This is a genomic window from Shinella kummerowiae (assembly GCF_009827055.1).
GTDB classification, from domain to species: Bacteria; Pseudomonadota; Alphaproteobacteria; order Rhizobiales; family Rhizobiaceae; genus Shinella; species Shinella kummerowiae.
The window spans coordinates 228,332-247,985 of sequence record NZ_WUMK01000007.1 but is presented as its reverse complement, the minus strand read 5'-3'; the positions used below and the strand labels follow the sequence as shown (position 1 = coordinate 247,985).

General features: G+C 63.4%; 21 protein-coding genes. 10 read left to right on the top strand and 11 right to left on the bottom strand.

Going from position 1 to position 19,654, the window contains the following annotated elements:
* Positions 1 to 4 precede the first annotated feature (4 nt).
* The 3 genes from GR138_RS19540 to GR138_RS19530 are packed head-to-tail and all read left to right on the top strand — an operon-like array spanning position 5 to position 2,979.
* Complete coding sequence (locus tag GR138_RS19540; protein WP_160860935.1) at positions 5 to 1,159, top strand: Re/Si-specific NAD(P)(+) transhydrogenase subunit alpha; 1,155 nt, start codon at positions 5 to 7, stop codon at positions 1,157 to 1,159.
* The gene (locus tag GR138_RS19535) at positions 1,159 to 1,569 is read left to right on the top strand and encodes an NAD(P) transhydrogenase subunit alpha part 2 (RefSeq protein WP_160860934.1); all 411 of its coding nucleotides are present in this window, start codon (positions 1,159 to 1,161) and stop codon (positions 1,567 to 1,569) included. The genes GR138_RS19540 and GR138_RS19535 overlap by 1 nt, the downstream gene beginning before the upstream one ends.
* A gap of 9 nt (positions 1,570 to 1,578) precedes the next feature.
* Positions 1,579 to 2,979 carry an NAD(P)(+) transhydrogenase (Re/Si-specific) subunit beta gene (locus GR138_RS19530; protein ID WP_160860933.1) on the top strand — a complete coding sequence of 467 codons (1,401 nt, stop codon included), beginning with the start codon at positions 1,579 to 1,581 and terminating at the stop codon, positions 2,977 to 2,979.
* Between the two features lie 147 nt (positions 2,980 to 3,126).
* On the opposite strand, the gene GR138_RS19525 is transcribed toward GR138_RS19530, so the two are convergent.
* On the bottom strand, positions 3,127 to 3,423 hold the full coding sequence (locus GR138_RS19525; protein ID WP_246200577.1) for a hypothetical protein: 297 nt from the start codon (positions 3,421 to 3,423) through the stop codon (positions 3,127 to 3,129).
* A gap of 248 nt (positions 3,424 to 3,671) precedes the next feature.
* Here GR138_RS19525 and GR138_RS19520 point away from each other — a divergent pair, with 248 nt between their 5' ends.
* Positions 3,672 to 4,838, top strand: a complete 1,167-nt coding sequence (locus tag GR138_RS19520) for an outer membrane beta-barrel protein (protein WP_160860932.1) — start codon at positions 3,672 to 3,674, stop codon at positions 4,836 to 4,838.
* 3 nt (positions 4,839 to 4,841) lie between these two features.
* On the opposite strand, the gene GR138_RS19515 is transcribed toward GR138_RS19520, so the two are convergent.
* Positions 4,842 to 5,288: a glyoxalase superfamily protein gene (locus tag GR138_RS19515; protein WP_160860931.1), complete on the bottom strand. Its 447-nt coding sequence runs from the start codon at positions 5,286 to 5,288 to the stop codon at positions 4,842 to 4,844.
* A gap of 240 nt (positions 5,289 to 5,528) precedes the next feature.
* On the opposite strand from GR138_RS19515, the gene GR138_RS19510 reads away from it, so the two are divergent.
* Complete coding sequence (locus tag GR138_RS19510) at positions 5,529 to 6,164, top strand: LysE family translocator (protein WP_160860930.1); 636 nt, start codon at positions 5,529 to 5,531, stop codon at positions 6,162 to 6,164.
* On the opposite strand, the gene GR138_RS19505 is transcribed toward GR138_RS19510, so the two are convergent.
* From GR138_RS19505 to odc2, 4 genes are all read right to left on the bottom strand, one after another.
* Positions 6,165 to 7,190 (bottom strand): serine hydrolase domain-containing protein, encoded by a 1,026-nt coding sequence (locus GR138_RS19505; protein ID WP_160860929.1) that lies wholly within the window; start codon positions 7,188 to 7,190, stop codon positions 6,165 to 6,167.
* Between the two features lie 101 nt (positions 7,191 to 7,291).
* Positions 7,292 to 7,984 (bottom strand): OmpW/AlkL family protein, encoded by a 693-nt coding sequence (locus GR138_RS19500; RefSeq protein ID WP_160860928.1) that lies wholly within the window; start codon positions 7,982 to 7,984, stop codon positions 7,292 to 7,294.
* A gap of 199 nt (positions 7,985 to 8,183) precedes the next feature.
* Positions 8,184 to 8,774 (bottom strand): GNAT family N-acetyltransferase, encoded by a 591-nt coding sequence (locus GR138_RS19495; RefSeq protein ID WP_160860927.1) that lies wholly within the window; start codon positions 8,772 to 8,774, stop codon positions 8,184 to 8,186.
* 168 nt (positions 8,775 to 8,942) lie between these two features.
* Complete coding sequence (gene odc2, locus GR138_RS19490) at positions 8,943 to 10,076, bottom strand: ornithine/lysine decarboxylase (RefSeq protein WP_160860926.1); 1,134 nt, start codon at positions 10,074 to 10,076, stop codon at positions 8,943 to 8,945.
* A 589-nt stretch (positions 10,077 to 10,665) separates the two neighbouring features.
* Here odc2 and GR138_RS19485 point away from each other — a divergent pair.
* The 3 genes from GR138_RS19485 (at position 10,666) to GR138_RS19475 (ending at position 13,307) form a co-directional block, all read left to right on the top strand.
* Positions 10,666 to 11,571 carry a LysR family transcriptional regulator gene (locus GR138_RS19485; RefSeq protein ID WP_160860925.1) on the top strand — a complete coding sequence of 302 codons (906 nt, stop codon included), beginning with the start codon at positions 10,666 to 10,668 and terminating at the stop codon, positions 11,569 to 11,571.
* Between the two features lie 96 nt (positions 11,572 to 11,667).
* Positions 11,668 to 12,309, top strand: coding sequence for a DUF1007 family protein (locus GR138_RS19480; protein WP_160860924.1), 642 nt, complete (start codon positions 11,668 to 11,670; stop codon positions 12,307 to 12,309).
* The gene (locus GR138_RS19475) at positions 12,303 to 13,307 is read left to right on the top strand and encodes a nickel/cobalt transporter (RefSeq protein WP_160860923.1); all 1,005 of its coding nucleotides are present in this window, start codon (positions 12,303 to 12,305) and stop codon (positions 13,305 to 13,307) included. The genes GR138_RS19480 and GR138_RS19475 overlap by 7 nt, the downstream gene beginning before the upstream one ends.
* Here the strand turns inward: GR138_RS19475 and GR138_RS19470 are convergent.
* The 4 genes from GR138_RS19470 to GR138_RS19455 form a co-directional block, all read right to left on the bottom strand.
* Positions 13,304 to 13,516 carry a hypothetical protein gene (locus GR138_RS19470; RefSeq protein WP_160860922.1) on the bottom strand — a complete coding sequence of 71 codons (213 nt, stop codon included), beginning with the start codon at positions 13,514 to 13,516 and terminating at the stop codon, positions 13,304 to 13,306. The two genes, GR138_RS19475 and GR138_RS19470, sit on opposite strands and share 4 nt — an antisense overlap.
* Positions 13,513 to 14,205: a GNAT family N-acetyltransferase gene (locus GR138_RS19465; protein WP_160860921.1), complete on the bottom strand. Its 693-nt coding sequence runs from the start codon at positions 14,203 to 14,205 to the stop codon at positions 13,513 to 13,515. The genes GR138_RS19470 and GR138_RS19465 overlap by 4 nt, the downstream gene beginning before the upstream one ends.
* Before the next feature lie 99 nt (positions 14,206 to 14,304).
* Positions 14,305 to 14,997 carry a tellurite resistance TerB family protein gene (locus GR138_RS19460; RefSeq protein WP_160860920.1) on the bottom strand — a complete coding sequence of 231 codons (693 nt, stop codon included), beginning with the start codon at positions 14,995 to 14,997 and terminating at the stop codon, positions 14,305 to 14,307.
* 127 nt (positions 14,998 to 15,124) lie between these two features.
* Positions 15,125 to 15,763, bottom strand: a complete 639-nt coding sequence (locus GR138_RS19455) for a 2-dehydro-3-deoxy-phosphogluconate aldolase (RefSeq protein WP_160860919.1) — start codon at positions 15,761 to 15,763, stop codon at positions 15,125 to 15,127.
* 154 nt (positions 15,764 to 15,917) lie between these two features.
* Here GR138_RS19455 and GR138_RS19450 point away from each other — a divergent pair, with 154 nt between their 5' ends.
* Both GR138_RS19450 and trhO read left to right on the top strand, forming a co-directional pair.
* On the top strand, positions 15,918 to 16,403 hold the full coding sequence (locus tag GR138_RS19450; RefSeq protein WP_160860918.1) for a CYTH domain-containing protein: 486 nt from the start codon (positions 15,918 to 15,920) through the stop codon (positions 16,401 to 16,403).
* A gap of 54 nt (positions 16,404 to 16,457) precedes the next feature.
* Positions 16,458 to 17,396, top strand: a complete 939-nt coding sequence (gene trhO / locus GR138_RS19445) for an oxygen-dependent tRNA uridine(34) hydroxylase TrhO (protein ID WP_160860917.1) — start codon at positions 16,458 to 16,460, stop codon at positions 17,394 to 17,396.
* Here trhO and GR138_RS19440 read toward each other — a convergent pair whose 3' ends face one another.
* Positions 17,397 to 19,592, bottom strand: a complete 2,196-nt coding sequence (locus GR138_RS19440) for a putative bifunctional diguanylate cyclase/phosphodiesterase (protein WP_160860916.1) — start codon at positions 19,590 to 19,592, stop codon at positions 17,397 to 17,399.
* Between the last annotated feature and the right edge of the window lie 62 nt (positions 19,593 to 19,654).

The window sequence follows — 19,654 nt, the reverse complement described above, 5'->3', positions numbered from 1 at the left end:
CGGTTTGAGTCAGTGTATTTTTGTGGCGCGGGAAAGCGACACGGCGGAGGGCCGCGTCGCGGGTTCCGTGGAAACTGTCAAGAAAATGAAAGCCTTGGGGCTCGATGTGCTGGTGGAAGCTGGTGCAGGCCTCAAGTCGCGCATCCTGGATGCAGACTACGAAGCTGTCGGTGCCCGCATCGTCGGCCCGCAGGAAGCAAAGTCCGCGGATGTCGTCCTGAAGGTGCGCCGGCCGACCTCGGCCGAGATCGCCACCTACAAGTCCGGCGCCATCGTCATCGCCACGATGGATCCCTACGGCAACGAGGCGGCCATCGCCGAGATGGCCAAGGCCGGTCTCACCACCTTCGCCATGGAATTGATGCCGCGCATCACGCGTGCGCAATCGATGGACATCCTGTCCTCGCAGGCGAACCTTGCCGGCTACCAGGCCGTCATCGACGCCGCCCATGAATTCGACCGCGCCATGCCGATGATGATGACCGCCGCCGGAACCGTTCCGGCCGCCAAGGTTTTTGTCATGGGCGCCGGCGTCGCCGGTCTGCAGGCCATCGCAACGGCGCGCCGTCTCGGTGCGGCCGTCTCCGCCACGGACGTTCGTCCCGCCGCCAAGGAACAGGTCGCTTCGCTCGGCGCAAAATTCATCGCCGTCGAGGATGATGAGTTCAAGGCCGCCGAAACCGCCGGCGGCTACGCCAAGGAAATGTCCAAGGAATACCAGGCGAAGCAGGCGGCACTCGTGGCCGAGCATATCACCAAGCAGGACATGGTCATCACCACCGCGCTCATTCCCGGCCGCCCGGCACCGCGTCTCGTGACGCGCCAGATGCTGGCCGCCATGCGCAACGGCTCCGTCGTCGTCGACCTCGCGGTCGAACGCGGCGGCAATATCGAGGGCTCCGAGGCCGGCAAGGTCGTCGAAGTCGAGGGCGTCAAGGTCATCGGCTATCTCAACGTGCCGGGCCGCATCGCCGCTTCCGCCTCCGCCCTCTATGCCAAGAACCTCATCACCTTCCTCGAGACCATGGTCGATAAGGAGACCAGGTCGGTTTCGGTCAATGTCGAGGACGAGCTCGTCAAGGCGACGATGCTGACCAATGGCGGCGCCGTGGTTCATCCGAACTTCGGTGGCGCGGTTGCGCAAGGGGAGGCCAAGTGATGGCAAACGAACTTCTGGACAAGGCGATCATCGAGCTTGAGCGCGCCGTGGAAGCCGTGCGCACGGCCTCCGAATATGTGCCGGATGCGGCCGCTGCGGCGGCGCACGGCGTTTCCGGAGGGGCAATCGACCCCTTCGTCTTCCGCCTGGCGATCTTCGTGCTGTCGATCTTCGTCGGCTATTATGTCGTCTGGTCGGTGACGCCGGCGCTGCACACGCCGCTGATGGCCGTCACCAACGCGATCTCTTCGGTCATCGTCGTCGGCGCGCTTCTCGCCGTCGGCATCTCGCTCTCGGGTGTCGCGACCAGCTTCGGCTTCGTCGCGCTCATCCTCGCCTCCGTCAACATCTTTGGCGGCTTCCTCGTCACCCAGCGCATGCTGGCGATGTACAAGAAAAAAGAGAAGTGAGGCTGGCCGATGTCTGAGAATTTCGCAGCCTTCCTCTATCTCGTCTCCGGCGTGCTGTTCATCATGGCGCTGCGCGGCCTGTCGCATCCGACGACCAGCCGCCGCGGCAACATGCTCGGCATGGTCGGCATGGGCATTGCCATCGGCACGACGTTGCTTCTGGCGACGCCGTCCTTCGGCGGCCTCGTGCTCATCGTGCTCGGCCTTGCCATCGGCGGCGGTGCGGGTGCCTACATCGCCCGCTCGATCCCGATGACCTCGATGCCGCAGCTCGTCGCCGGCTTCCACTCGCTCGTCGGCCTTGCCGCCGTGCTGGTGGCTGCCGCGGCCCTCTACTCGCCGGTGTCCTTCGGCATCGGCCAGGTCGGGGAGATCCACGGCCAGGCGCTCGTCGAAATGGCGCTGGGTGCCGCCATCGGCGCGATCACCTTCACCGGCTCGATCATCGCCTTCCTGAAGCTCGATGGTCGCATGTCCGGCAAGCCGATCATGCTGCCCTACCGGCACGTCATCAACATCGTGCTGCTGGCGGCGATCGTCTTCTTCATCGTCGGCCTGACGCTGTCGGAAAGCCACTTCGATTTCTGGCTGATCGTCATCCTGGCGCTGGCGCTGGGCGTGCTGCTCATCGTGCCGATCGGCGGCGCCGACATGCCCGTCGTCGTGTCCATGCTCAACTCCTATTCGGGTTGGGCTGCAGCCGGCATCGGCTTCACGCTCGGCAATCTCGCGCTGATCATCACCGGCGCGCTGGTCGGTTCCTCGGGTGCCATCCTGTCCTACATCATGTGCAAGGGCATGAACCGCTCGTTCATCTCGGTCATCCTCGGCGGCTTCGGCGGCGACAGCGGGGCGGCAGCGGCGGACGACGGCGTGCAGCGCACGGTCAAGCAGGGCTCTGCCGACGACGCGGCCTTCCTGATGGCGAATGCCTCCAAGGTCATCATCGTGCCCGGCTACGGCATGGCGGTGGCGCAGGCGCAGCACGCGGTCCGCGAATTGGCCGACGCGCTGAAGAAGAACGGCGTCGAGGTGAAGTACGCGATCCATCCGGTTGCCGGCCGCATGCCGGGCCACATGAACGTGCTGCTCGCCGAAGCGAACGTGCCCTATGACGAGGTCTTCGAACTGGAAGACATCAACTCGGAGTTCGCCCAGGCCGACGTCGCCTATGTCATCGGCGCCAACGACGTGACCAACCCGGCAGCACGCGACGACAAGTCCTCGCCGATCTACGGCATGCCGATCCTCGACGTCGACAAGGCTAAGACCTGCCTCTTCGTCAAGCGCTCGCTTGGCTCCGGCTATGCCGGCATCGACAACACGCTGTTCTACAAGGACGGCACGATGATGCTGCTCGGCGACGCCAAGAAGATGACGGACGACATCGTCAAGGCGATGAACCACTGATCCGGTTCTCCCGAAATTGAAAAAAAGCCCGCGAGATGATCGCGGGCTTTTTTGTTTGCGGAGCGCGAAACGGCTTGCCGATGGTGAAAGCCCGGGAGAGCAACGCTCTCCCGGGCTCCACTGACCGCATGGGCGGGGATGGTGCGATCAGTGTTTGCGCTTCTTGCAGCCGCAGTCGCTGCCGCTGAGGATGCCGAGCGCATTGCCGTTGAGTACACCCGACAGCGTGCCGTTGAGGGTGTTGTTCAGAACGCCGTTCAGGATGTTGTTGCCGTCATTGTCGCTGAGGACGTCGCCAACACCGACCCCGACGCTCGGGGCGATGACGATGCCACCGGTCTTGTTGCCACCGAGAATGCCGCCGAGCAGGCCGCCAGCGGATGCCTGGCTGGTACCGGCGAATGCGAGGATAGTTGCCATGGCAATGATGCGAGTCTTGTTCATGTCTCTCTCCTTCGGTTGTGTACCACCTCGGTACGCAACTGAGGATAATATAAGCATCGATTTACTCAACCTGATTTGCCAGTCATAGCAAAGAGTTAACCATAACATAGACAAGTTTAACGATTGCCATCCGAGCACAATCCTCCGTATAGAAGGTTGCATGAGTGGAGCGAAACTCAAGCATTGAGGGAATTTTTAACCATACAACGCTAGGATTCTGCTCCAGAAACGGACAGGAGCAGAATTTGATGCGCTCTCCGCGTGGCCCCATCTTCGTGGTTCTGACGCTTGCCGGATGTAATCCATCTCTTGCTGATTCAACCGTCGATTACAGCGTCGGCAGCGGCTGGACATCCAATATTTTTCAGGACCCGACCGCCCTTTTCGCCTCGTACGGCGAAGCAAAGCTCGGCCTGCGGGGCAGTTTCGACCTCGAGGAGTCCCACTTCGCTTACGGATTGACCACAAGCGTCCGGCGTGTGCCGGACTACCGCTTTGCCGACCAGCGGACCGCCGGCCTCGAAGTCGGCTATGCCTATGATCTCAGCAAGACCATGAAGCTGACGCTCAAGGGTGGTATCGAGTACCGGCGATCCGGCGATATCTTTTTGTCCCTGCCCAGTCTGCTGATCGGGTACCGCAAGGCCGATATCGCAGCCGCCACGAGCGTGGGCCTGACGGATGAGCGCTGGGGCGGCAAGAACCATATCACCGCCGCGGTCACCAGTCTCAACCGGGGCAAGGCGCATTTCACGCTCCGGGGATTGCGGCCGACGCAGCTCGAGGCCGGCAATACGCTCTACGAGGTGAACGGCGGTCACATCCGGCCGTTGCTCGGCGGTGAGGTCGGCATCACCGCGCAATACCGGACGAACCACATCGACCGGTGGGAGCAAAAGGCCTTCGGCCAGTTCCCGGCCGAAACGCTGCGCGGCTCGCTCGCCTATGGCCGCGCCTTCAAGAATGGCATTACCGTGATGGCGGAAGCCGGCGTGGTTGGCATATTCAGCCCTCATCTCGGCAAGACCGTCGAACGCGCCCGCCCCTTCCTGAAGGGCGAACTGGCCTGGCAGATGTCGAAGAAGACAGTCCTCAAGGCGAAGCTCACACGCGACATCCAGCTCGCCGACATCGACGATTCGCTTGCAGAAGATGTGCGCACCGTCGGTCTTTCGCTGGAAAAGACGCTGACGGAGAGGCTGAAATTCGGCCTCGCCTTCGAGCAGGCCTATAGCGACTGGCTCTATTTCGACTACCGCACGCGCACGAAATCGCTGACGGCGACATTCACCTATACCCTCGCCAAGGGCGCGACGGCGGCGCTGGAATACAGCCGCCTCATCCGCCGTGAAAACGACAAGGCCGCCGACTTCGAGGTCGACGGCCTTGCGGCGCGGTTGTCCGGCTCGTTCTGATGCTCACCACTCGAGTTCGAGGTGCGGCCGGCCGTTCGAGGTTCTCGCAGCCGTCCGCCCCGTCTCGTCGACGGTGCAGTTCACCCGCTGGCGGAAGGCGGAGAAACTGTCGAAGGTCACCACATCCACCGGCTCGTCGAAATGCAGCGTCATGCGGTAACGGCCGGGCTGGCTGGTCAGCGCCTGCACGCCGAGCACTTCGGCATCGAAGGGCTGGCCGAGATAGTGGCCGCGCACGCGCGAGCCGAGCATCCAGGGATTGAACGGTGGCCGGTTGCCGACGACGGCGTGCAAGGTGTTCCAGTCGCGGTAACCGTATTGCGCGGCGATGAGTTCGAGCGCGCGGGCATGGGCAATGGCCTGGCCGTCCTCGGCAAAACGGGCACGCAGCCGCTTCGCCTGGTCTTTCAGGGCGTCGAGGGATGGCAGTGGCGTCGGGGATGGACGCATGTCGGATCTCCAATGTCTGCATGCGTCGTGTCGGAGGGAGCCCGCATTGCCACCGGTTCGCATGCATGATGCTGGAAGACCGATTGTTTTCAAAGAGAGACTTCACCAAAGCTGACGCTCGCGGACGGCAGGGGCTCTCACCCTTGCCATGCACATAGGGCTTTGCGGTCTTTCTGTCAATTTCGGACGGCTTGCATCGGTGACGGAAGCATGGGAGCAATCGGGCCGGGAGGATCCATCATGATTTCAGTTACCCTTCTCGCCTTTGCCGCCGTCGCCTTCATCGGCATCGCCACGCCGGGCCCGACGGTCCTGCTCGCGCTCACCAACGGCTCGCGCTACGGCATGCGCCGTGCGCTGCCCGGCATGATCGGCGCCGTGCTGTCGGATTTCGTGCTGATCGGCGCAGTCGCGCTCGGATTGGGTGCGCTGCTCGCGGCCTCCGAATTCTGGTTCTCCGTCGTCAAGTGGCTGGGTGCCGCCTATCTCGCCTTCCTCGGCATACAGATGCTGCGCTCCACCGGTTCGATCGGCCGGGCACTCGACGATGCGCAGGCAGGCGGTCGAACGACGGCGAAAGCCATCTTCACGAAAAGCTTCCTCGTCGCCGTCACCAATCCGAAGGGCTATCTCTTCTTCTCCGCCTTCCTGCCCCAGTTCATCGATCCTTCAGCGCCCCAGGCGCAGCAATATATGCTGCTCGCCCTGGTCTTCGCGGCGATCGATTTCATGGTGATGGTCGGCTATGCGGCACTTGGTGCGCAGGCCGTGCGCGTTCTCAAGACATCAGGGGCCGTGTGGCTCGACCGGATCTGCGGTGGCGCGCTGCTGGCGCTTGCCGGATCGCTTGCCTTCTATCGTCGCGCGGCGAGCTGATCAGCTCTCGGCCGTGCCGATGATCTTGGCCAGTAGGTCATGCAGGTCGTCACGGTAACCGGAGCGGGCGGAAGGGTCACCCTCGTCGGAGGTCATGGCGACGGTCAGGCCAAGCTCCGGCACGATGTAAAGCATCTGTCCGCCAAAGCCCCAGGCATAGTGCACCGTCTTGCCGCCGATGACCCGCTCGAACCATCCGTAGCCATAACCATCGTTGGAAAAACGCGAATTGGTGCGCGACTGCCAGGATTGGCGGACCCAGTCTTCCGGCACGAGTTGTGTGCCATCCGCCGTGCGCCCGCCATTGCGGTAGAGCTCGCCGAAGGCCAGCAGCGAGCGCGTGCTCATCGCCATCTGGTTGCCGCCGAGATAGATGCCTTGCGGATCGCGATCCCAGGCGCCGATGCGGAACTCCTCGAGGGGGCCGAGCCAGTCGCGGGCGAGCGCAAGCGTCGACTTCCCCCCGACCTTCGTCAGGATCGCCGAGAGAAGATGCGTCGAGCCGGTGGAGTAAAGCATCGTGCCGCCCGGCTCGTCGGCGAAGGGCATGGCAAGGGCCGCGCGTACCCAGTTGCGGCTGGCCACCCAGCGCCCGTAGTTGCCGCCCGATGTGCGCTCCAGCCCCGCCTGCATGGAGAGCAGGTTGCCGATGGTAATGCGGTCGAGCCGCGGATCACGCTCCGCCGGCAGGTCGCTGGCAAGGATCGGCGCGATCGGCTGGTCGACGCCTTCAAGCAGGCCCTTGTCGATGGCGATGCCGACAAGGGCGGAAATGATCGACTTCGACGCCGACTTGATGTTCGCGCTTTCGACTGGCGTATGGCCGCCATATCCACGCTCGGCAACGATCTTGCCGTCCCGCGCAACGACCACCGCCTTCAGCTGTGACAGCGACGAAGCGGCCGCCAGCGTTTCGGCGATCGCCTGTTCGGGCTGCGCCGGAGGTACCTGCGCCCGCGCGCCGGCCAGCGGCGGCATAACCGCAAGGCCGGCGAGAAGCCCAATGATGAAAACGCGCTTCTTCATAGCAAGGCAGATAGGCGCAGGACGGCACGATTTCATGGCCGATGACGCGGTCTCACACAGTGTTGAAGCAACGGTGAACACCGGTTACAGAACACGCCCCCTCAGAAGCGATAGGTCACACCCGCGCCCACAAGCCAAGGATTGAGCTTCGCCTTGCCGGTCAACGGCGTGCCGTTGAAATCGACCTTCCACTTGGGCTCGAGGAAGAGCTTCTTCACGTCGAAGTTCACACCCCAGTGCTCGTCGAGCATATAGTCGAAGCCGACCTGGAGGGCGGCGCCCACCTTGTTCTTGACCTTGAGGTCGGAGAAGGCGCCCGAGCCGGACTGATTGTAGAACAGCGTGTAGTTCACACCCGCGCCGACATAGGGCTTGAACGCGCCGAAATCGGTGAAGTGGTACTGCACGGTCAGCGTCGGCGGCAGGAGCCATGTCTTGCCCACCTTGCCGAGACCGGCAATCGACCCGTCCGCCTGGACATTCGCATAGGTCGTGCCGAGAATAAGTTCGGCCGCGATATTGTCCGTGAAGAAGTAGGAAATATCGAGTTCGGGAACGACCGTGTCCGAGTAGGAAAGGCTCGACCCCGCGATGCCATTCACGGAACCTGAATCATCGGTGATGACGCCGAGGCCGCGCACGCGGATCTGCCAAGGGCTCTGCGCGGCGAAATCCACCGTCGCTTCCGGCGGCGCCATGCGCTCTTCGAGGTCCGCCGCCAGGGCCTGATTGCCGAGCAGCAGCCCGGCGGCCAATCCAGCAAGCACCAGCCGGCTTTTGCCATGTTCCTTCATGTCGTCTCTCCATCAATCGCGACTCGTCTTTTTCGCAGCGACTATGGAGCGGGCAGCCGGGCACCTCCCTTGAGATGGATCAAACGAACAGCAAACCGAAAGCAGATCGGCACGATATTCGTACCAATCTTGATAATTGCCCAATCAAAACAATGACAGGTGTCAAAATGGAAAGAGCCGGCTCATCGCCGGCTCTTTCTCAGGCAGCCTTGCGCATGTCGAGGACGACGCGGCGCCGGCCGCTGGCGACGAGCACGCCTGCAGCACCCTCCAGCCAGCCGTCCTTCAGCTCCAGCGCCAGGAAACGGCGGCGCTCGAAGGGGCCAGGCATGACGAGGTGCTGCGCCTTGTCGGCAAAGAAGCCGAAGCGCTCGTAATATTCCGGATCGCCAACGAGCAGCACCGCGCCGTGGCCGCGATCACGCGTCTCGGTGATAGCAGCCCGCATCAGCGCGCCGCCGATGCCCTTGCCTTCATGTTCGCAATCGACAGCGAGCGGGCCAAGCAGCAGGGCCGAAACGGCGTTACCGTTGGAATCGACGCCCGCCTCGACATTCCACAGCCGCACCGTGCCGATGACATGGCCATCGGGATCGCGGGCGACGAGGGCAAGGCCTTCCGCCGGCATGCGGCCACGGCGCAGCTTTTCCGACGACTTGCGGAAGCGGGCTTCCCCCATCACGCGGTCAAGCAGACGCTCGCGGGCGACAACGTCGCCGGTGTTCTCCTGGTCGATGGTGAAGGCGGCATGCGCGAAGAACGCGCGGACAGAATCAAGAACAGTGGCCATCATTGGGCCTCCCGAACACGCATGTCGCGCTCGGCAAAGCCGAGCGAACGCACATGCGCAAGTTAAAGTCACTGGAGCCGCACAAGCGGCTCCAGGTACCGATTCAAACGGTATCTGAATGGAATTGTGAATTTGGCGCTCCCGCTCGAAACGGGAGCGCCGACAGGCTTAGATGATATAGGCCTTGAGCGGCTCGAAGCCGTTGAAGGCGACGGCCGAGTAGGTCGTCGTGTAGGCGCCGGTGCCCTCGATCAGAACCTCGTCGCCGATCGAAAGGGTGATCGGCAGCGGATACATGTTCTTCTCGTACATCACGTCGGCCGAATCGCAGGTCGGGCCGGCGAGCACGCAGGGCTCCATCTCGTCCTGATCGCGTGCGGTGCGGATCGGGTAACGGATCGCCTCGTCCATGGTTTCGGCCAGACCGCCGAACTTGCCGATGTCGAGGAAGACCCAACGATGGTTGTCGTTGTCCGACTTCTTCGAGACGAGAACGACTTCCGCCTTGATCACGCCCGCATTGCCGACCATGCCGCGGCCCGGCTCGATGATGGTTTCCGGGATCTGGTTGCCGAAGTGCTTCTTCAGCGCACCGAAGATCGCCTTGCCATAGGCTTCGGCCGACGGCACGTCGCGCAGGTACTTCGTCGGGAAGCCACCGCCCATGTTGACCATCTTGAGCTCGATGCCCTGCTTGGCAAGCTGCACGAAGACGCGCTTGGCATCGGCAAGAGCCGAATCCCAGGCATCGACCTTCGTCATCTGCGAGCCGACGTGGAACGATACGCCATAGGAGACGAGACCGTTCTGGTGGGCGTAGACGAGCACGTCGACGGCCATCTGCGGCACGCAACCGAACTTGCGCGACAGCGGCCATTCGGCACCTTCGCCATCCGTCAGGACGCGGCAGAACACACGCGCACCCGGAGCGGCACGGCCGATCTTCTCGACTTCCTCATGGCTGTCGACGGCGAAGAGCGAAACGCCGAGCGCATGCGCCTTGGCGATGTCGCGTTCCTTCTTGATCGTGTTGCCGAAGGAGATACGGCTCGGGGTCGCACCGGCATCGAGCGCCATTTCGATTTCAGCGACGGACGCGCAATCGAAGTTGGAGCCCATGGAAGCGAGCAGGCGCAGCACTTCCGGCGCCGGGTTTGCCTTGACGGCATAGTAGATTGAGCTGTCAGGCAGCGCGTGGCGGAACGCCTTGAAATTGTCACGCACGACATCGAGGTCGACCACGAGGCACGGGCCGTCGGGACGTCGGGTGTTCAGGAAGTCGATAATACGTGCAGTCGCCATTTCGGTATTCCCCATATCCAGGTTGCTCCGGGAAACCCGGAGGACAAAGGGCAGGATGCGGGCACGCTCTGGAACCAGCCGGTGGAGACCCCGGAACCAAGCATGCGCATCATGCGCGATCGGTGAACCGAAGCCCGCCTAGGCTTCAATTCGGCTTTGTCTGCCTTTGATTGGTGGGAGAACCCGACCGCACGTCCGGCAATGAAGGTGTGCCTCTTCAGTAACCCCGGCTGTTGGAAAGCCGGCAGACACCAGAAAGGCCCGCACCGTCGTTGCTTCAAGATGTCCTCGCTCTTCCGGTTGGCCGGAGAAACGACTGGAGGGGTTAGTTCCAGGTACCTTACCGAGTTCCTCACCAAATCGAGGGTCGGCGGACACCCACAGGCACGTGCGACTTTGGGCAGGGGTGAGATAAGAAGAATCGCTGTCGCAATCAAGAGGTTTTTTGCATTTCGCTATTGAAAATATTCCCCCAGCCACGACATTCGCGAAACGTGGTTTCAAAACATGATTATAACGCACCGGCCATCACGTTTCGGCCGGATCCGCGCCGCCTTTCGGGAAGGGCGCGATTGCCGAGTGGGGATACATGGATACATTGACCCGAATCCGGGCCTTCATCGACGTCGTCGACGCCGAGGGCTTTTCCGCCGCCTCGCGCAGGACCGGCCGGTCCAAGGCGCTGCTTTCCAAATATGTGCGCGAGCTGGAGGACGAACTCGGCACGCTGCTGCTCAACCGCACCACCCGCCAGTTCTCGATGACCGAGGCCGGCCATACCTATTACCGCACCGCCTCCGACATCCTGAAGGAGATCGACAACCTCGCCGATCTCGTGCGCGAGAAGAACACGGACCTGCGCGGCAAGCTGAAGGTTTCCGCCCCGCGCACCTTCGTCGATGCCGATATCGGCCAGTCGCTTATCGATTTCGGCAAGGAGCATCCGGAACTGTCGCTGGAAATCGTCTCCGACGACCGCTTCGTCGATCTGGTGGAAGAAGGCTTCGACGTCGCGGTCCGTATCACGAAGCTGGAAGATTCGGCCCTCATCGCCCGCAAGCTCGGCGACTTCTACCTGAAGATCTGCGTGAGTGAGGAGTTTCTCGCCCAGGCCGGTCCGATCAACCATCCAAGCGACCTCGCCCGCCTGCCCTGCATCATCGACACCAATGGCAAGTCGCACAGCAACTGGCGCTTCGTCGACGACAAGGGCGCAGGCTTCAGCGTTCCGGTCAGCGGCCATATCGAGGTGAACAGCCCGACGGCCGCCGTCCGCGCCGCCGCAAGCGGCCTCGGCGTCGCGCAGGTGCCGGCCTTCATCGCCCGCCATTGCCTTGATTCCGGGCGCATCGTCTCGATCCTCGAGGATTACCTGCCAACCGATCGCGGCATCTACGCGATCTATCCCCACCGCCGCTACCTGCCCGCAAAGGTCCGCACCTTCGTCGATTTCCTGCATGCCTGGTTCCGCCGCAATCCCGGCATCGAGGCGTAATACGCGGCTGCTAAGGTCCCAATTCCGACCCATTTGCGTTACATTCAACCGAACGATTCTGAAGGCCGCCCCGCCGCTTCGAGAGGACAGATACCGATGCGATTGCTCCCCCTTCTCGTTGCCGGAGCAGCGCTTGCAGCCCCGGCTGCGGCCTTCGCCCATCCGCACATCTTTGCCGAAGCCCGGCTGGAAGTGGTGGCGGGCGACGACGGCACGGTCAGTGAGCTGCGCAATGTCTGGCGCTTCGACGATATGTTTTCCGCAAGCGTCGTGATGGACTTCGACAAGAACAGCAATGCCGTGCTCGACCCGGACGAGCTGGCCGAGGTCGGCAAGACCGTGCTCGAGTCGCTCGAGGAGTTCAGCTACTACACGACGATCACCGAGGACGGAAAAACCATCAAGGTTGCCAAGCCCGACGCGATCAATGTCGACTACAAGGACGGGCAGCTCCTGATGTTCTTCTCCGTCAAGCCGGGCGAGGCGATGCCGCTCAAGGGCAAGCTGACGTTCGGCGTCTACGACCCCACCATGTATGCGGCGATGGATTTTGCCTCCGATGACGACCTCGTCGCCGTCGGCGACAAGTTTTCCGCCTGCAAGCGTACCGTGGTGCGGCCCGATGCGGACGAGGTGCTCGCCCAGAACCAGGACACGCTGACGGAAGCCTTCTTCAACGATCCCGCCGGCACCGACATGTCCAAGCTGTTCGCCACCCGTCTGGAGATGACATGCTGACCCGCGGACGCGCCCTTGCCCTTGCCACCCTGACGCTTGCCGTCGTGGCCACGGCCACCCTCGCCCATGCACAATCGCCGCTCGGCATCGGCTCGGCGGAACCGGGCTTCAACACGACCGGCACCTTCGGCAGCCTGTTCGGCTGGATCAACGCCCAGCAGCAGGGTTTCTATCGGCTGATGACGGGTGCGTTGCGGGAGATGCGCGAGAACCCGTGGGCGGCCTCGACGCTCGTCGGCCTTTCCTTCGCTTATGGCGTCTTCCACGCCGCCGGCCCCGGCCATGGCAAGGCGGTCATCTCGTCCTACATGCTGGCAAACGAGGTCGAGCTGAAGCGCGGCGTGTTGCTCTCCTTCCTCTCGTCGATCCTCCAGGGTATCGTCGCCATCCTGCTGGTGGGCGCGGCCTTTCTCTTCCTGCGCGGCACCACGGTGTCGATGACCGACGCCACCCGCGCGCTCGAAATCGGCAGCTATGCCCTCATCACCCTCTTCGGCGCCTGGCTGCTGTTCGGGAAGCTGAGACCGGCGGAACGCCGGGCATCCACGCTCGGCGCGCAAGCGGTGGAGGTCCATGACCATCATCACCACGACCACGGTCACCACCATCACGCAGGCGAAATCTGCTCGACCTGCGGCCATGCCCACGCGCCCGATCCGTCGCTGCTGAAGGGCGAGCGCTTTGCGCTGCGCGAGGCCTGGTCTGCCATTGTCGCGGTGGGGCTGCGCCCCTGCTCCGGTGCGCTGATCGTGCTGAGCTTCGCGCTGCTGAACGGCCTTTATCTGGGTGGACTGCTTGCCGTCTTCGCCATGTCGATCGGCACGGCCATCACGGTATCGACGCTCGCCACGCTTGCCGTCACCGCCAAGGGTGCGGCCGTGCGCTTCGCCGGCAACGGCTCGGCCGGCCAGCGCATCGGCACCGCCATCGAAATCGGCGGCGCGGCTTTGGTGATGGTTCTGGGGATGCTGCTGCTCGGAGCCTCGCTACAGGCCTAATTCCCGCGGTTGCGCTGGTAGCGTGCCCGGAGCCAGAACAGCAGGAAGAAAGCGAGCACCATCAGCGCGCCGAACGCACCGGCCAGCCATGGCGAGACGTCGCCGAGGGCGATCATGACGCGCGGCAGGAAATAGAACACCACGCCCGTGCCGAGCAGGATGAAAAACGCCGCGAACGCCGCCGACTTGCCCTTGTTTTCCCCGCTCATGCCGCGTCCGCTTTGGTGATTTCGGCGCGGATGTCTTCCAGTTTGCGCTTCTGCTGTCCTTCGGCGTCAAAATTGTCCGGCGAGAGCCAGGCATCGAACGCCTTGGCGATGGTCGGCCATTCGCCATCGATGATCGAGAACCAGGCCGTGTCGCGGTTCTCGCCCTTCGACAGCATGTGCTGCCTGAAGACGCCCTCGAAGGTGAAACCGAGGCGGGCGGCGGTGCGTTTGCTGGCCGCATTGCCGTTGTGGCACTTCCACTCGTAGCGGCGGTAGCCGAGATCGTCGAAGACATGTTTGGCGAGAAGATACTGCGCCTCGGTGGAGAGGGGCGAGCGGGCCATGCTCGGACCATGCGCGATGCCGCCGATCTCGACGACGCCGTTCGCCGGATCCGGGCGCATGTAATGCGCCATGCCAACCACCGTGTCGCTCGCCTTGTCGACCATGACCTCGCGCACCCAGCCGGATTTGATCACCGCCTCGGACCAGGCATCAAATCCAGCGATATCGGCAAAGTCGGCCTGCGCGAAGTAGCGCAGCAGCGGGTTGATCGCCATGCCGCCGAAGGCGTCCCATAGGGCTTGAAGGTGTCTGGCGCGGTCATAGGGCTCGAGGCGCACGGTGCGGCCTTCAAGCGTAACGGGTGCCGGTGGCGGGCAGCCCTTCCAGTCTGTGAGATCGCGCATGCAAAGTCTCCTTCGATCGTTGCCGAAGGGATAGAACAGGCGGCCTGCCGGCGCAATGTGGAAAGCGGGGAGCGGCGTTCGGCCGCTCCCCGGCAAATCTCAGACGGTGGCGGCGGAAACCGTCGCCTCGATATGGTCGACCAGCGCATCCGGCAGGTTGAGGCGGCCGGCAAGCAGGTCGAGATAACCGCGTTCGGCACGCGACTTCGGCTCGATGGCGAGACGCGAGGCCGTATAGAGTTCGACGCGTTGCTCCTCGGTCGTCGCCGCGGCGATGATCGCGTCGAGATCGACCGGGTTGGCAAGCTCGTCTTCGAGGAACTGCGCGGCATCGGCGCCGAGGCCGGAAACCTTCAGCTTGTCCATGATGCGGGCGCGCTCGGCCTCATCGATATGGCCATCGGCGCGCGAGGCGGCGATCATGGCACGCACGAGGATGAGGGCGAAATCGGTGCTGACCGCTTCGGGGTGGAAACCGGAATCGCTCGGCGGCGGCAGGAGTTCCGGCGTCGTGCCCTGCGTGGTCTCGACGGGATTCTGGCCTTCCTTGTAGTTCTTGTAGGCCTGGTAGCCGAGGCCGGCGATGGCCGCGAGACTGCCGAGCTTCAGCGCGGAGCCCGCCACCTGGCGGCCGGTGCCCGTGCCGAGCAGCACGCCGGCAATGGCGATCGAGGCAAGCGGATTGTCCTTGGCGAGCTGGGTGACCTGGCCGGCGCGGTCGCGCACCGATCCGCCGGCACCGGGCACCTGCGAACCGAGGAACTGGTCAAGCAACTTCTTGGCGTCAAACATAGGGCGTCTCCGTTTCTCTTGTCGCCGCAGGGGCCGGCTGCAAGGCAAGATAGGAATGCACGCCCTCAATTACAAACGCATTACGGGCGACCAAGGGCCGCCCGTCTGCAATTCCGTTGAACCTGTCTCAGCCCTTGAGTGCGGCTGCTTCCGCCGCAAGCTTCTCGATGCCGGCCCAGTCACCCTTGGCAACGAGATCTTTCGGCGCCACCCACGAGCCGCCGACGCAGACGACGTTCGGCAGCGAGAGATAGTCGCGGGCATTCGACAGCGAGATGCCGCCTGTCGGGCAGAACAGCGTGCCGGCGAGCGGCGAGGACAACGACTTGAGGTAGGCCGCACCGCCTGCCTGTTCGGCCGGGAAGAATTTCAGCACCTGGTAGCCCTCTTCGCGCAGGCCCATGACCTCGCTGGCGGTGGCGGCACCCGGCAAAAGCGGGATGTCGGAATCGTTCGCCGCATCGATCAGCTCCTGCGTCGTGCCGGGGCTGACGATGAACTGCGAGCCGGCCTCGACGGCGGCCTCGAACTGCGCGGCATTGAGGATCGTGCCGGCACCGGCGACAGCGCCTTCGACCTCGTTGGCGACCGCACGGATCGCCTCAAGGGCGGCCGGCGTGCGCAGCGTGATTTCGATCGCCTTCAGGCCGCCGGCCACGAGCGCCCGCGCCAGCGGAACCGCCGTCTTGACGTCGTCGATGACCAGTACCGGCACCACCGGCTGCAGCTTCAAGACGGAAAGGAGCTTGGCGTTTTTCTCGCTCATGGCGTCACCTTTTAAAACGATTGAATTTGGACCGGAATACCGCGTCTGCGACGTCGTGTCGAGCCTAAAGCATGATTCATGGCCTTGTCATGACACACTTATCGTGTAGTCTCCCCTTCGCTAAAGCCCCGTCTCCAACTGCGAAAGCGAGCCTATGGCAAAAGAGATCGAGCGGAAGTTTCTGGTTTCTGGCCAGCGATGGCGCACCTTCGCGGATGAAGGGATCGCCATACGGCAAGCCTATATCGTGGCTCAGGACGACCGGTCTCTGCGGGTCCGCATCTTTGGCAATGGCAAGGCCCGCATCACCCTGAAAATCGGCCATGCTGTGCTCGTTCGCGACGAATACGAGTATGACATCGATCGCGACGAGGCCGAGGACATGCTGCGCCACGCGATCGGCAATGCCATCGAGAAGGTGCGCTACAAGGTGCCGCACGAAGGCCATGTCTGGGAAGTCGACGTCTATGGCGGCGCTCACAAGGGCCTGATCATCGCCGAAGTCGAACTCGCCTCGATCCATGACGAGCCGAACCTGCCGAACTGGGTGGGCCGTGAAGTGACGGGCGAGAGCCAATATTCCAACCAGTCGATGGCACTCGGCGTCAGCAACGGCGCAAGCCTCCGCCAGCTCGCCTGAGACGCTACAGAGCGCCGCATTGCCTGAAATGCGCCAAAGCTGTATGTGGCGGCCATGACAAACGAAACCTCCCTGCCCGCTGAAGACGGCACGTTCCTCGTTGCCGCCCTCTACCATTTCGTCTCGGTTCCGCGTTTTGCGGACCTGCGCGAGCCCTTGCAGGCGCTCTGCGAGGACAATGGCGTGCGCGGCACGCTGCTGCTTGCCCATGAAGGCATCAACGGCACGATCGCCGGGCCGCATGCCGGCATCCGCACGGTGCTTGGCTACCTGCGCAGCCAGCCGGAATTTGCCGGGCTGGAGCACAAGGAAAGCTTTGCCGCCGAGATGCCTTTCCTGCGCATGAAGGTGCGGCTGAAGAAGGAGATCGTCACCATGGGCGTCGAGGACATCGACCCCACACGCTCCGTCGGCACCTATGTGGCGCCGGAAGACTGGAACGCGCTGATTTCCGATCCGGACACGATCGTCATCGACACCCGCAACGACTACGAGACGGCAATCGGCATGTTCAAGGGCGCGGTCGACCCGAACACCAAGACGTTTCGCGAGTTTCCGGACTGGGTGCGCAACAATACCGGCCTGCACAACAAGCCGAAGATCGCCATGTACTGCACCGGCGGCATCCGTTGCGAGAAGGCGACGGCCTTCATGAAGGAAGAGGGTTTCGACGAGGTCTATCACCTCAAGGGCGGCATCCTGAAATATCTCGAAGAGGTGCCGGCGGAAGACAGCCTGTGGGAAGGCGCCTGCTTCGTGTTCGACGAGCGCGTCTCGGTGCTGCACGGGCTGGAGGAAGGCGAGCACAAGCTGTGCCGCGCCTGCCGCCATCCGCTGACCGCCGAGGACGTCACCTCGCCGCTTTACGAGGCCGGCGTTTCCTGCCCGCATTGCCACGCGACCCGCAGCGAGGACGACCGGTTGCGCTTCCGCCAGCGGCAAAAGCAGATGGACCTTGCGAAGAAGCGCGGCGAACGCCATCTCGGCAAATAATCAGCTTGCGGCGGCCTGCACCGCTTCTGGCGGGGCAAGCAGGTCGCCGATCGCCTTCTCGCTCATCGGCTTGCCGAAGAAGTAGCCCTGAAGCTGGTCGCAGCCGCACAGATGCAGGAAGGCGGCCTGCTCGCCGGTCTCCACGCCTTCCGCCGTCACCGGCATGTCGAAGGAGGCGGCGAGCGCCACCGTCGCCTGCAGCATCGCGCCGCCCTTTACCGATAGCTCGCCCGCGATGGTGAGGGACCGGTCGATCTTCATGCGATCGAAACCGAAACGGATGAGATAACCGACACTGGAGAAACCGGCCCCGAAATCGTCGAGCGCGATGCGCACGCCACCGGCCTTCAGCCGGTCCATGACAAGTTTCGCGCGGCCGGGATTCTGGATGAAATAGCCCTCGGTGATCTCCAGCGTGACGCGCGACGGCTCGATGCCCGCTTCCGCGATGATCGCGAGCGCCTGATCCGGAAAATAGGGATTGCGGAACTGCGCCGGCGAGACGTTGATCGAAATGCCGATCTCCGGCCAGTTGCGCGCCGCCTCGCAGGCGCGGCGCAACACGAGCGGACCGAGCGCGTCGATAACGCCGGTCGCCTCCGCCAGCGGAATGAACACGTCCGGCGGCACCGGCACGGTCCCGCCGCGATACCAGCGGGCGAGTGCCTCCACCCCGACGATCTCGCGGCCACGTGCCTTGACGATCGGCTGGTACACGACGTCGATCTCGCCCCGTGTCACTGCGGCCCGGAGCGCATCTTCCATCTCCCGCCGCGCATCGCGATCATCGTCCATCAGCGTTTCATAGTGCATGGCGCGACCACGGCCGGCATGTTTAGCCCGGTACATGGCGACATCCGCCCGCCGCAGTAGCTCCTCGCCACCCACCGCCCCCTTGCGCGACACGGCAAGGCCGATGCTGGCGCCGACGATCGCGACACGCTCGCCGATGGCGAAGGGTTCAGCGAAGAAATCGAGAATGGACTTTATCAGCCGCTCGGCTTCCGGCCCATCCACCGCACCGTGGAAGGCGATGGCGAACTCGTCGCCGCCGATGCGGGCCAGCATGGTGTTGGGGGTGACGAGACGGGCAAGCCCGGCCGAGACCCCACGGATCAACCGGTCGCCGACCGCATGGCCATAGAAGTCATTGACATCCTTGAAGCCGTCAAGGTCGAGATAGAGCAACACGACGTCGCGCTCTTCCAGGGCGGCGTGCGCATTCAACTCATCGAGACCGAGATAGAGGCCGGTGCGGTTGCGAAGGCCACTCAGGCGGTCGGTCAGGGCCTGTGTCCGCGCCTTGTTCTCATCAGCCTTGAGGCGGATGACGAAGGCGGCGCCGGTCAGCACCAGCAGCACGAAGAAGATGATGACCCCGCCCAGCGCCAGGAGAACAAGCGGGCGTACCTGCGCATAGCTCTTGTCGCCCGGTGCGTCAGGCGTCCAGGACAGGTAACCGAGCACCATTCCACCGGGATTGGTCAGGGGCACCGCCATGCCCTTTGCAGGCTCCTCCTCCGTCAGCATCAGGCCGGAAATCAGGAAGTTGTCGGCGATCCTGGCGATCCGTGCGGGCGACAGGTGACGGATGATGAAGAGCGTGCGCAGCGCATGCGCCGGCGCCTTTACCGCATCGGACATCGGGCGGACGGCGGACACAGCCGCAACGGCGGGGCCGTTCGGCGTTCGCAGGAAAGCGCCCAGTTCCTCGCCGGGCTCCAGTCCTGCCTTGATCACCTTGTCGTAGAGATCCGCAAACACCGTGCCACCATAGGAACGCGCATCCGCCTCCAGCGGCACGCCGTTTCGATAGGCGAGTATGGTACGGCCATTTTCATCGATGAGGAAAACCGTATCGAAAAGCGGGCCGCCCTCCGTGGCGAGACCGAAATTCGTGACGAGCCAGGGCATGTCGACCTGCCCGTAAATGGCCTGCACGGCATCGTCCCAGACCGCGTAATCACGCACCGTCGTGACCAAGGAACTGCGCAGCGAGGAGAGCGCACCGAACACCGCCTGCTGCGTGCGTTCCTCATCCAGTTCGTTTGCCCTTGTGGCGAGAAAGCCGAGCGCCATCATGATGAGAATGGTGGCAATGCTGACGACGACGGCAAACGAGGCAAGCACACCCAGCACGACAACAAGTCGTCTGGCGCCGATCATGCTCGAAAGGTGGCGCGCAAGTCGCAGCATCGTCTTCTCCGGCCGAAAAGCGATGATGCGGCAGAACCGTTATCAATCCTTTACGCTGCGAA

Excerpts from the sequence above, each read along its gene's own strand:
- GR138_RS19470 (WP_160860922.1), bottom strand. The coding sequence starts at position 13,516 with ATGAGCGGGGAAAACAAGGGCAAGTCGGCGGCGTTCGCGGCGTTTTTC.
- GR138_RS19480 (WP_160860924.1), top strand. The coding sequence starts at position 11,668 with ATGCGATTGCTCCCCCTTCTCGTTGCCGGAGCAGCGCTTGCAGCCCCG.
- GR138_RS19520 (WP_160860932.1), top strand. The coding sequence starts at position 3,672 with ATGCGCTCTCCGCGTGGCCCCATCTTCGTGGTTCTGACGCTTGCCGGA.
- GR138_RS19510 (WP_160860930.1), top strand. The coding sequence starts at position 5,529 with ATGATTTCAGTTACCCTTCTCGCCTTTGCCGCCGTCGCCTTCATCGGC.
- GR138_RS19515 (WP_160860931.1), bottom strand. The coding sequence starts at position 5,288 with ATGCGTCCATCCCCGACGCCACTGCCATCCCTCGACGCCCTGAAAGAC.
- trhO (WP_160860917.1), top strand. The coding sequence starts at position 16,458 with ATGACAAACGAAACCTCCCTGCCCGCTGAAGACGGCACGTTCCTCGTT.
- GR138_RS19440 (WP_160860916.1), bottom strand. The coding sequence starts at position 19,592 with ATGCTGCGACTTGCGCGCCACCTTTCGAGCATGATCGGCGCCAGACGA.
- GR138_RS19485 (WP_160860925.1), top strand. The coding sequence starts at position 10,666 with ATGGATACATTGACCCGAATCCGGGCCTTCATCGACGTCGTCGACGCC.
- GR138_RS19505 (WP_160860929.1), bottom strand. The coding sequence starts at position 7,190 with ATGAAGAAGCGCGTTTTCATCATTGGGCTTCTCGCCGGCCTTGCGGTT.
- GR138_RS19450 (WP_160860918.1), top strand. The coding sequence starts at position 15,918 with ATGGCAAAAGAGATCGAGCGGAAGTTTCTGGTTTCTGGCCAGCGATGG.
- GR138_RS19475 (WP_160860923.1), top strand. The coding sequence starts at position 12,303 with ATGCTGACCCGCGGACGCGCCCTTGCCCTTGCCACCCTGACGCTTGCC.
- GR138_RS19465 (WP_160860921.1), bottom strand. The coding sequence starts at position 14,205 with ATGCGCGATCTCACAGACTGGAAGGGCTGCCCGCCACCGGCACCCGTT.
- GR138_RS19525 (WP_246200577.1), bottom strand. The coding sequence starts at position 3,423 with ATGAACAAGACTCGCATCATTGCCATGGCAACTATCCTCGCATTCGCC.
- odc2 (WP_160860926.1), bottom strand. The coding sequence starts at position 10,076 with ATGGCGACTGCACGTATTATCGACTTCCTGAACACCCGACGTCCCGAC.
- GR138_RS19535 (WP_160860934.1), top strand. The coding sequence starts at position 1,159 with ATGGCAAACGAACTTCTGGACAAGGCGATCATCGAGCTTGAGCGCGCC.
- GR138_RS19455 (WP_160860919.1), bottom strand. The coding sequence starts at position 15,763 with ATGAGCGAGAAAAACGCCAAGCTCCTTTCCGTCTTGAAGCTGCAGCCG.
- GR138_RS19530 (WP_160860933.1), top strand. The coding sequence starts at position 1,579 with ATGTCTGAGAATTTCGCAGCCTTCCTCTATCTCGTCTCCGGCGTGCTG.
- GR138_RS19495 (WP_160860927.1), bottom strand. The coding sequence starts at position 8,774 with ATGGCCACTGTTCTTGATTCTGTCCGCGCGTTCTTCGCGCATGCCGCC.
- GR138_RS19500 (WP_160860928.1), bottom strand. The coding sequence starts at position 7,984 with ATGAAGGAACATGGCAAAAGCCGGCTGGTGCTTGCTGGATTGGCCGCC.
- GR138_RS19460 (WP_160860920.1), bottom strand. The coding sequence starts at position 14,997 with ATGTTTGACGCCAAGAAGTTGCTTGACCAGTTCCTCGGTTCGCAGGTG.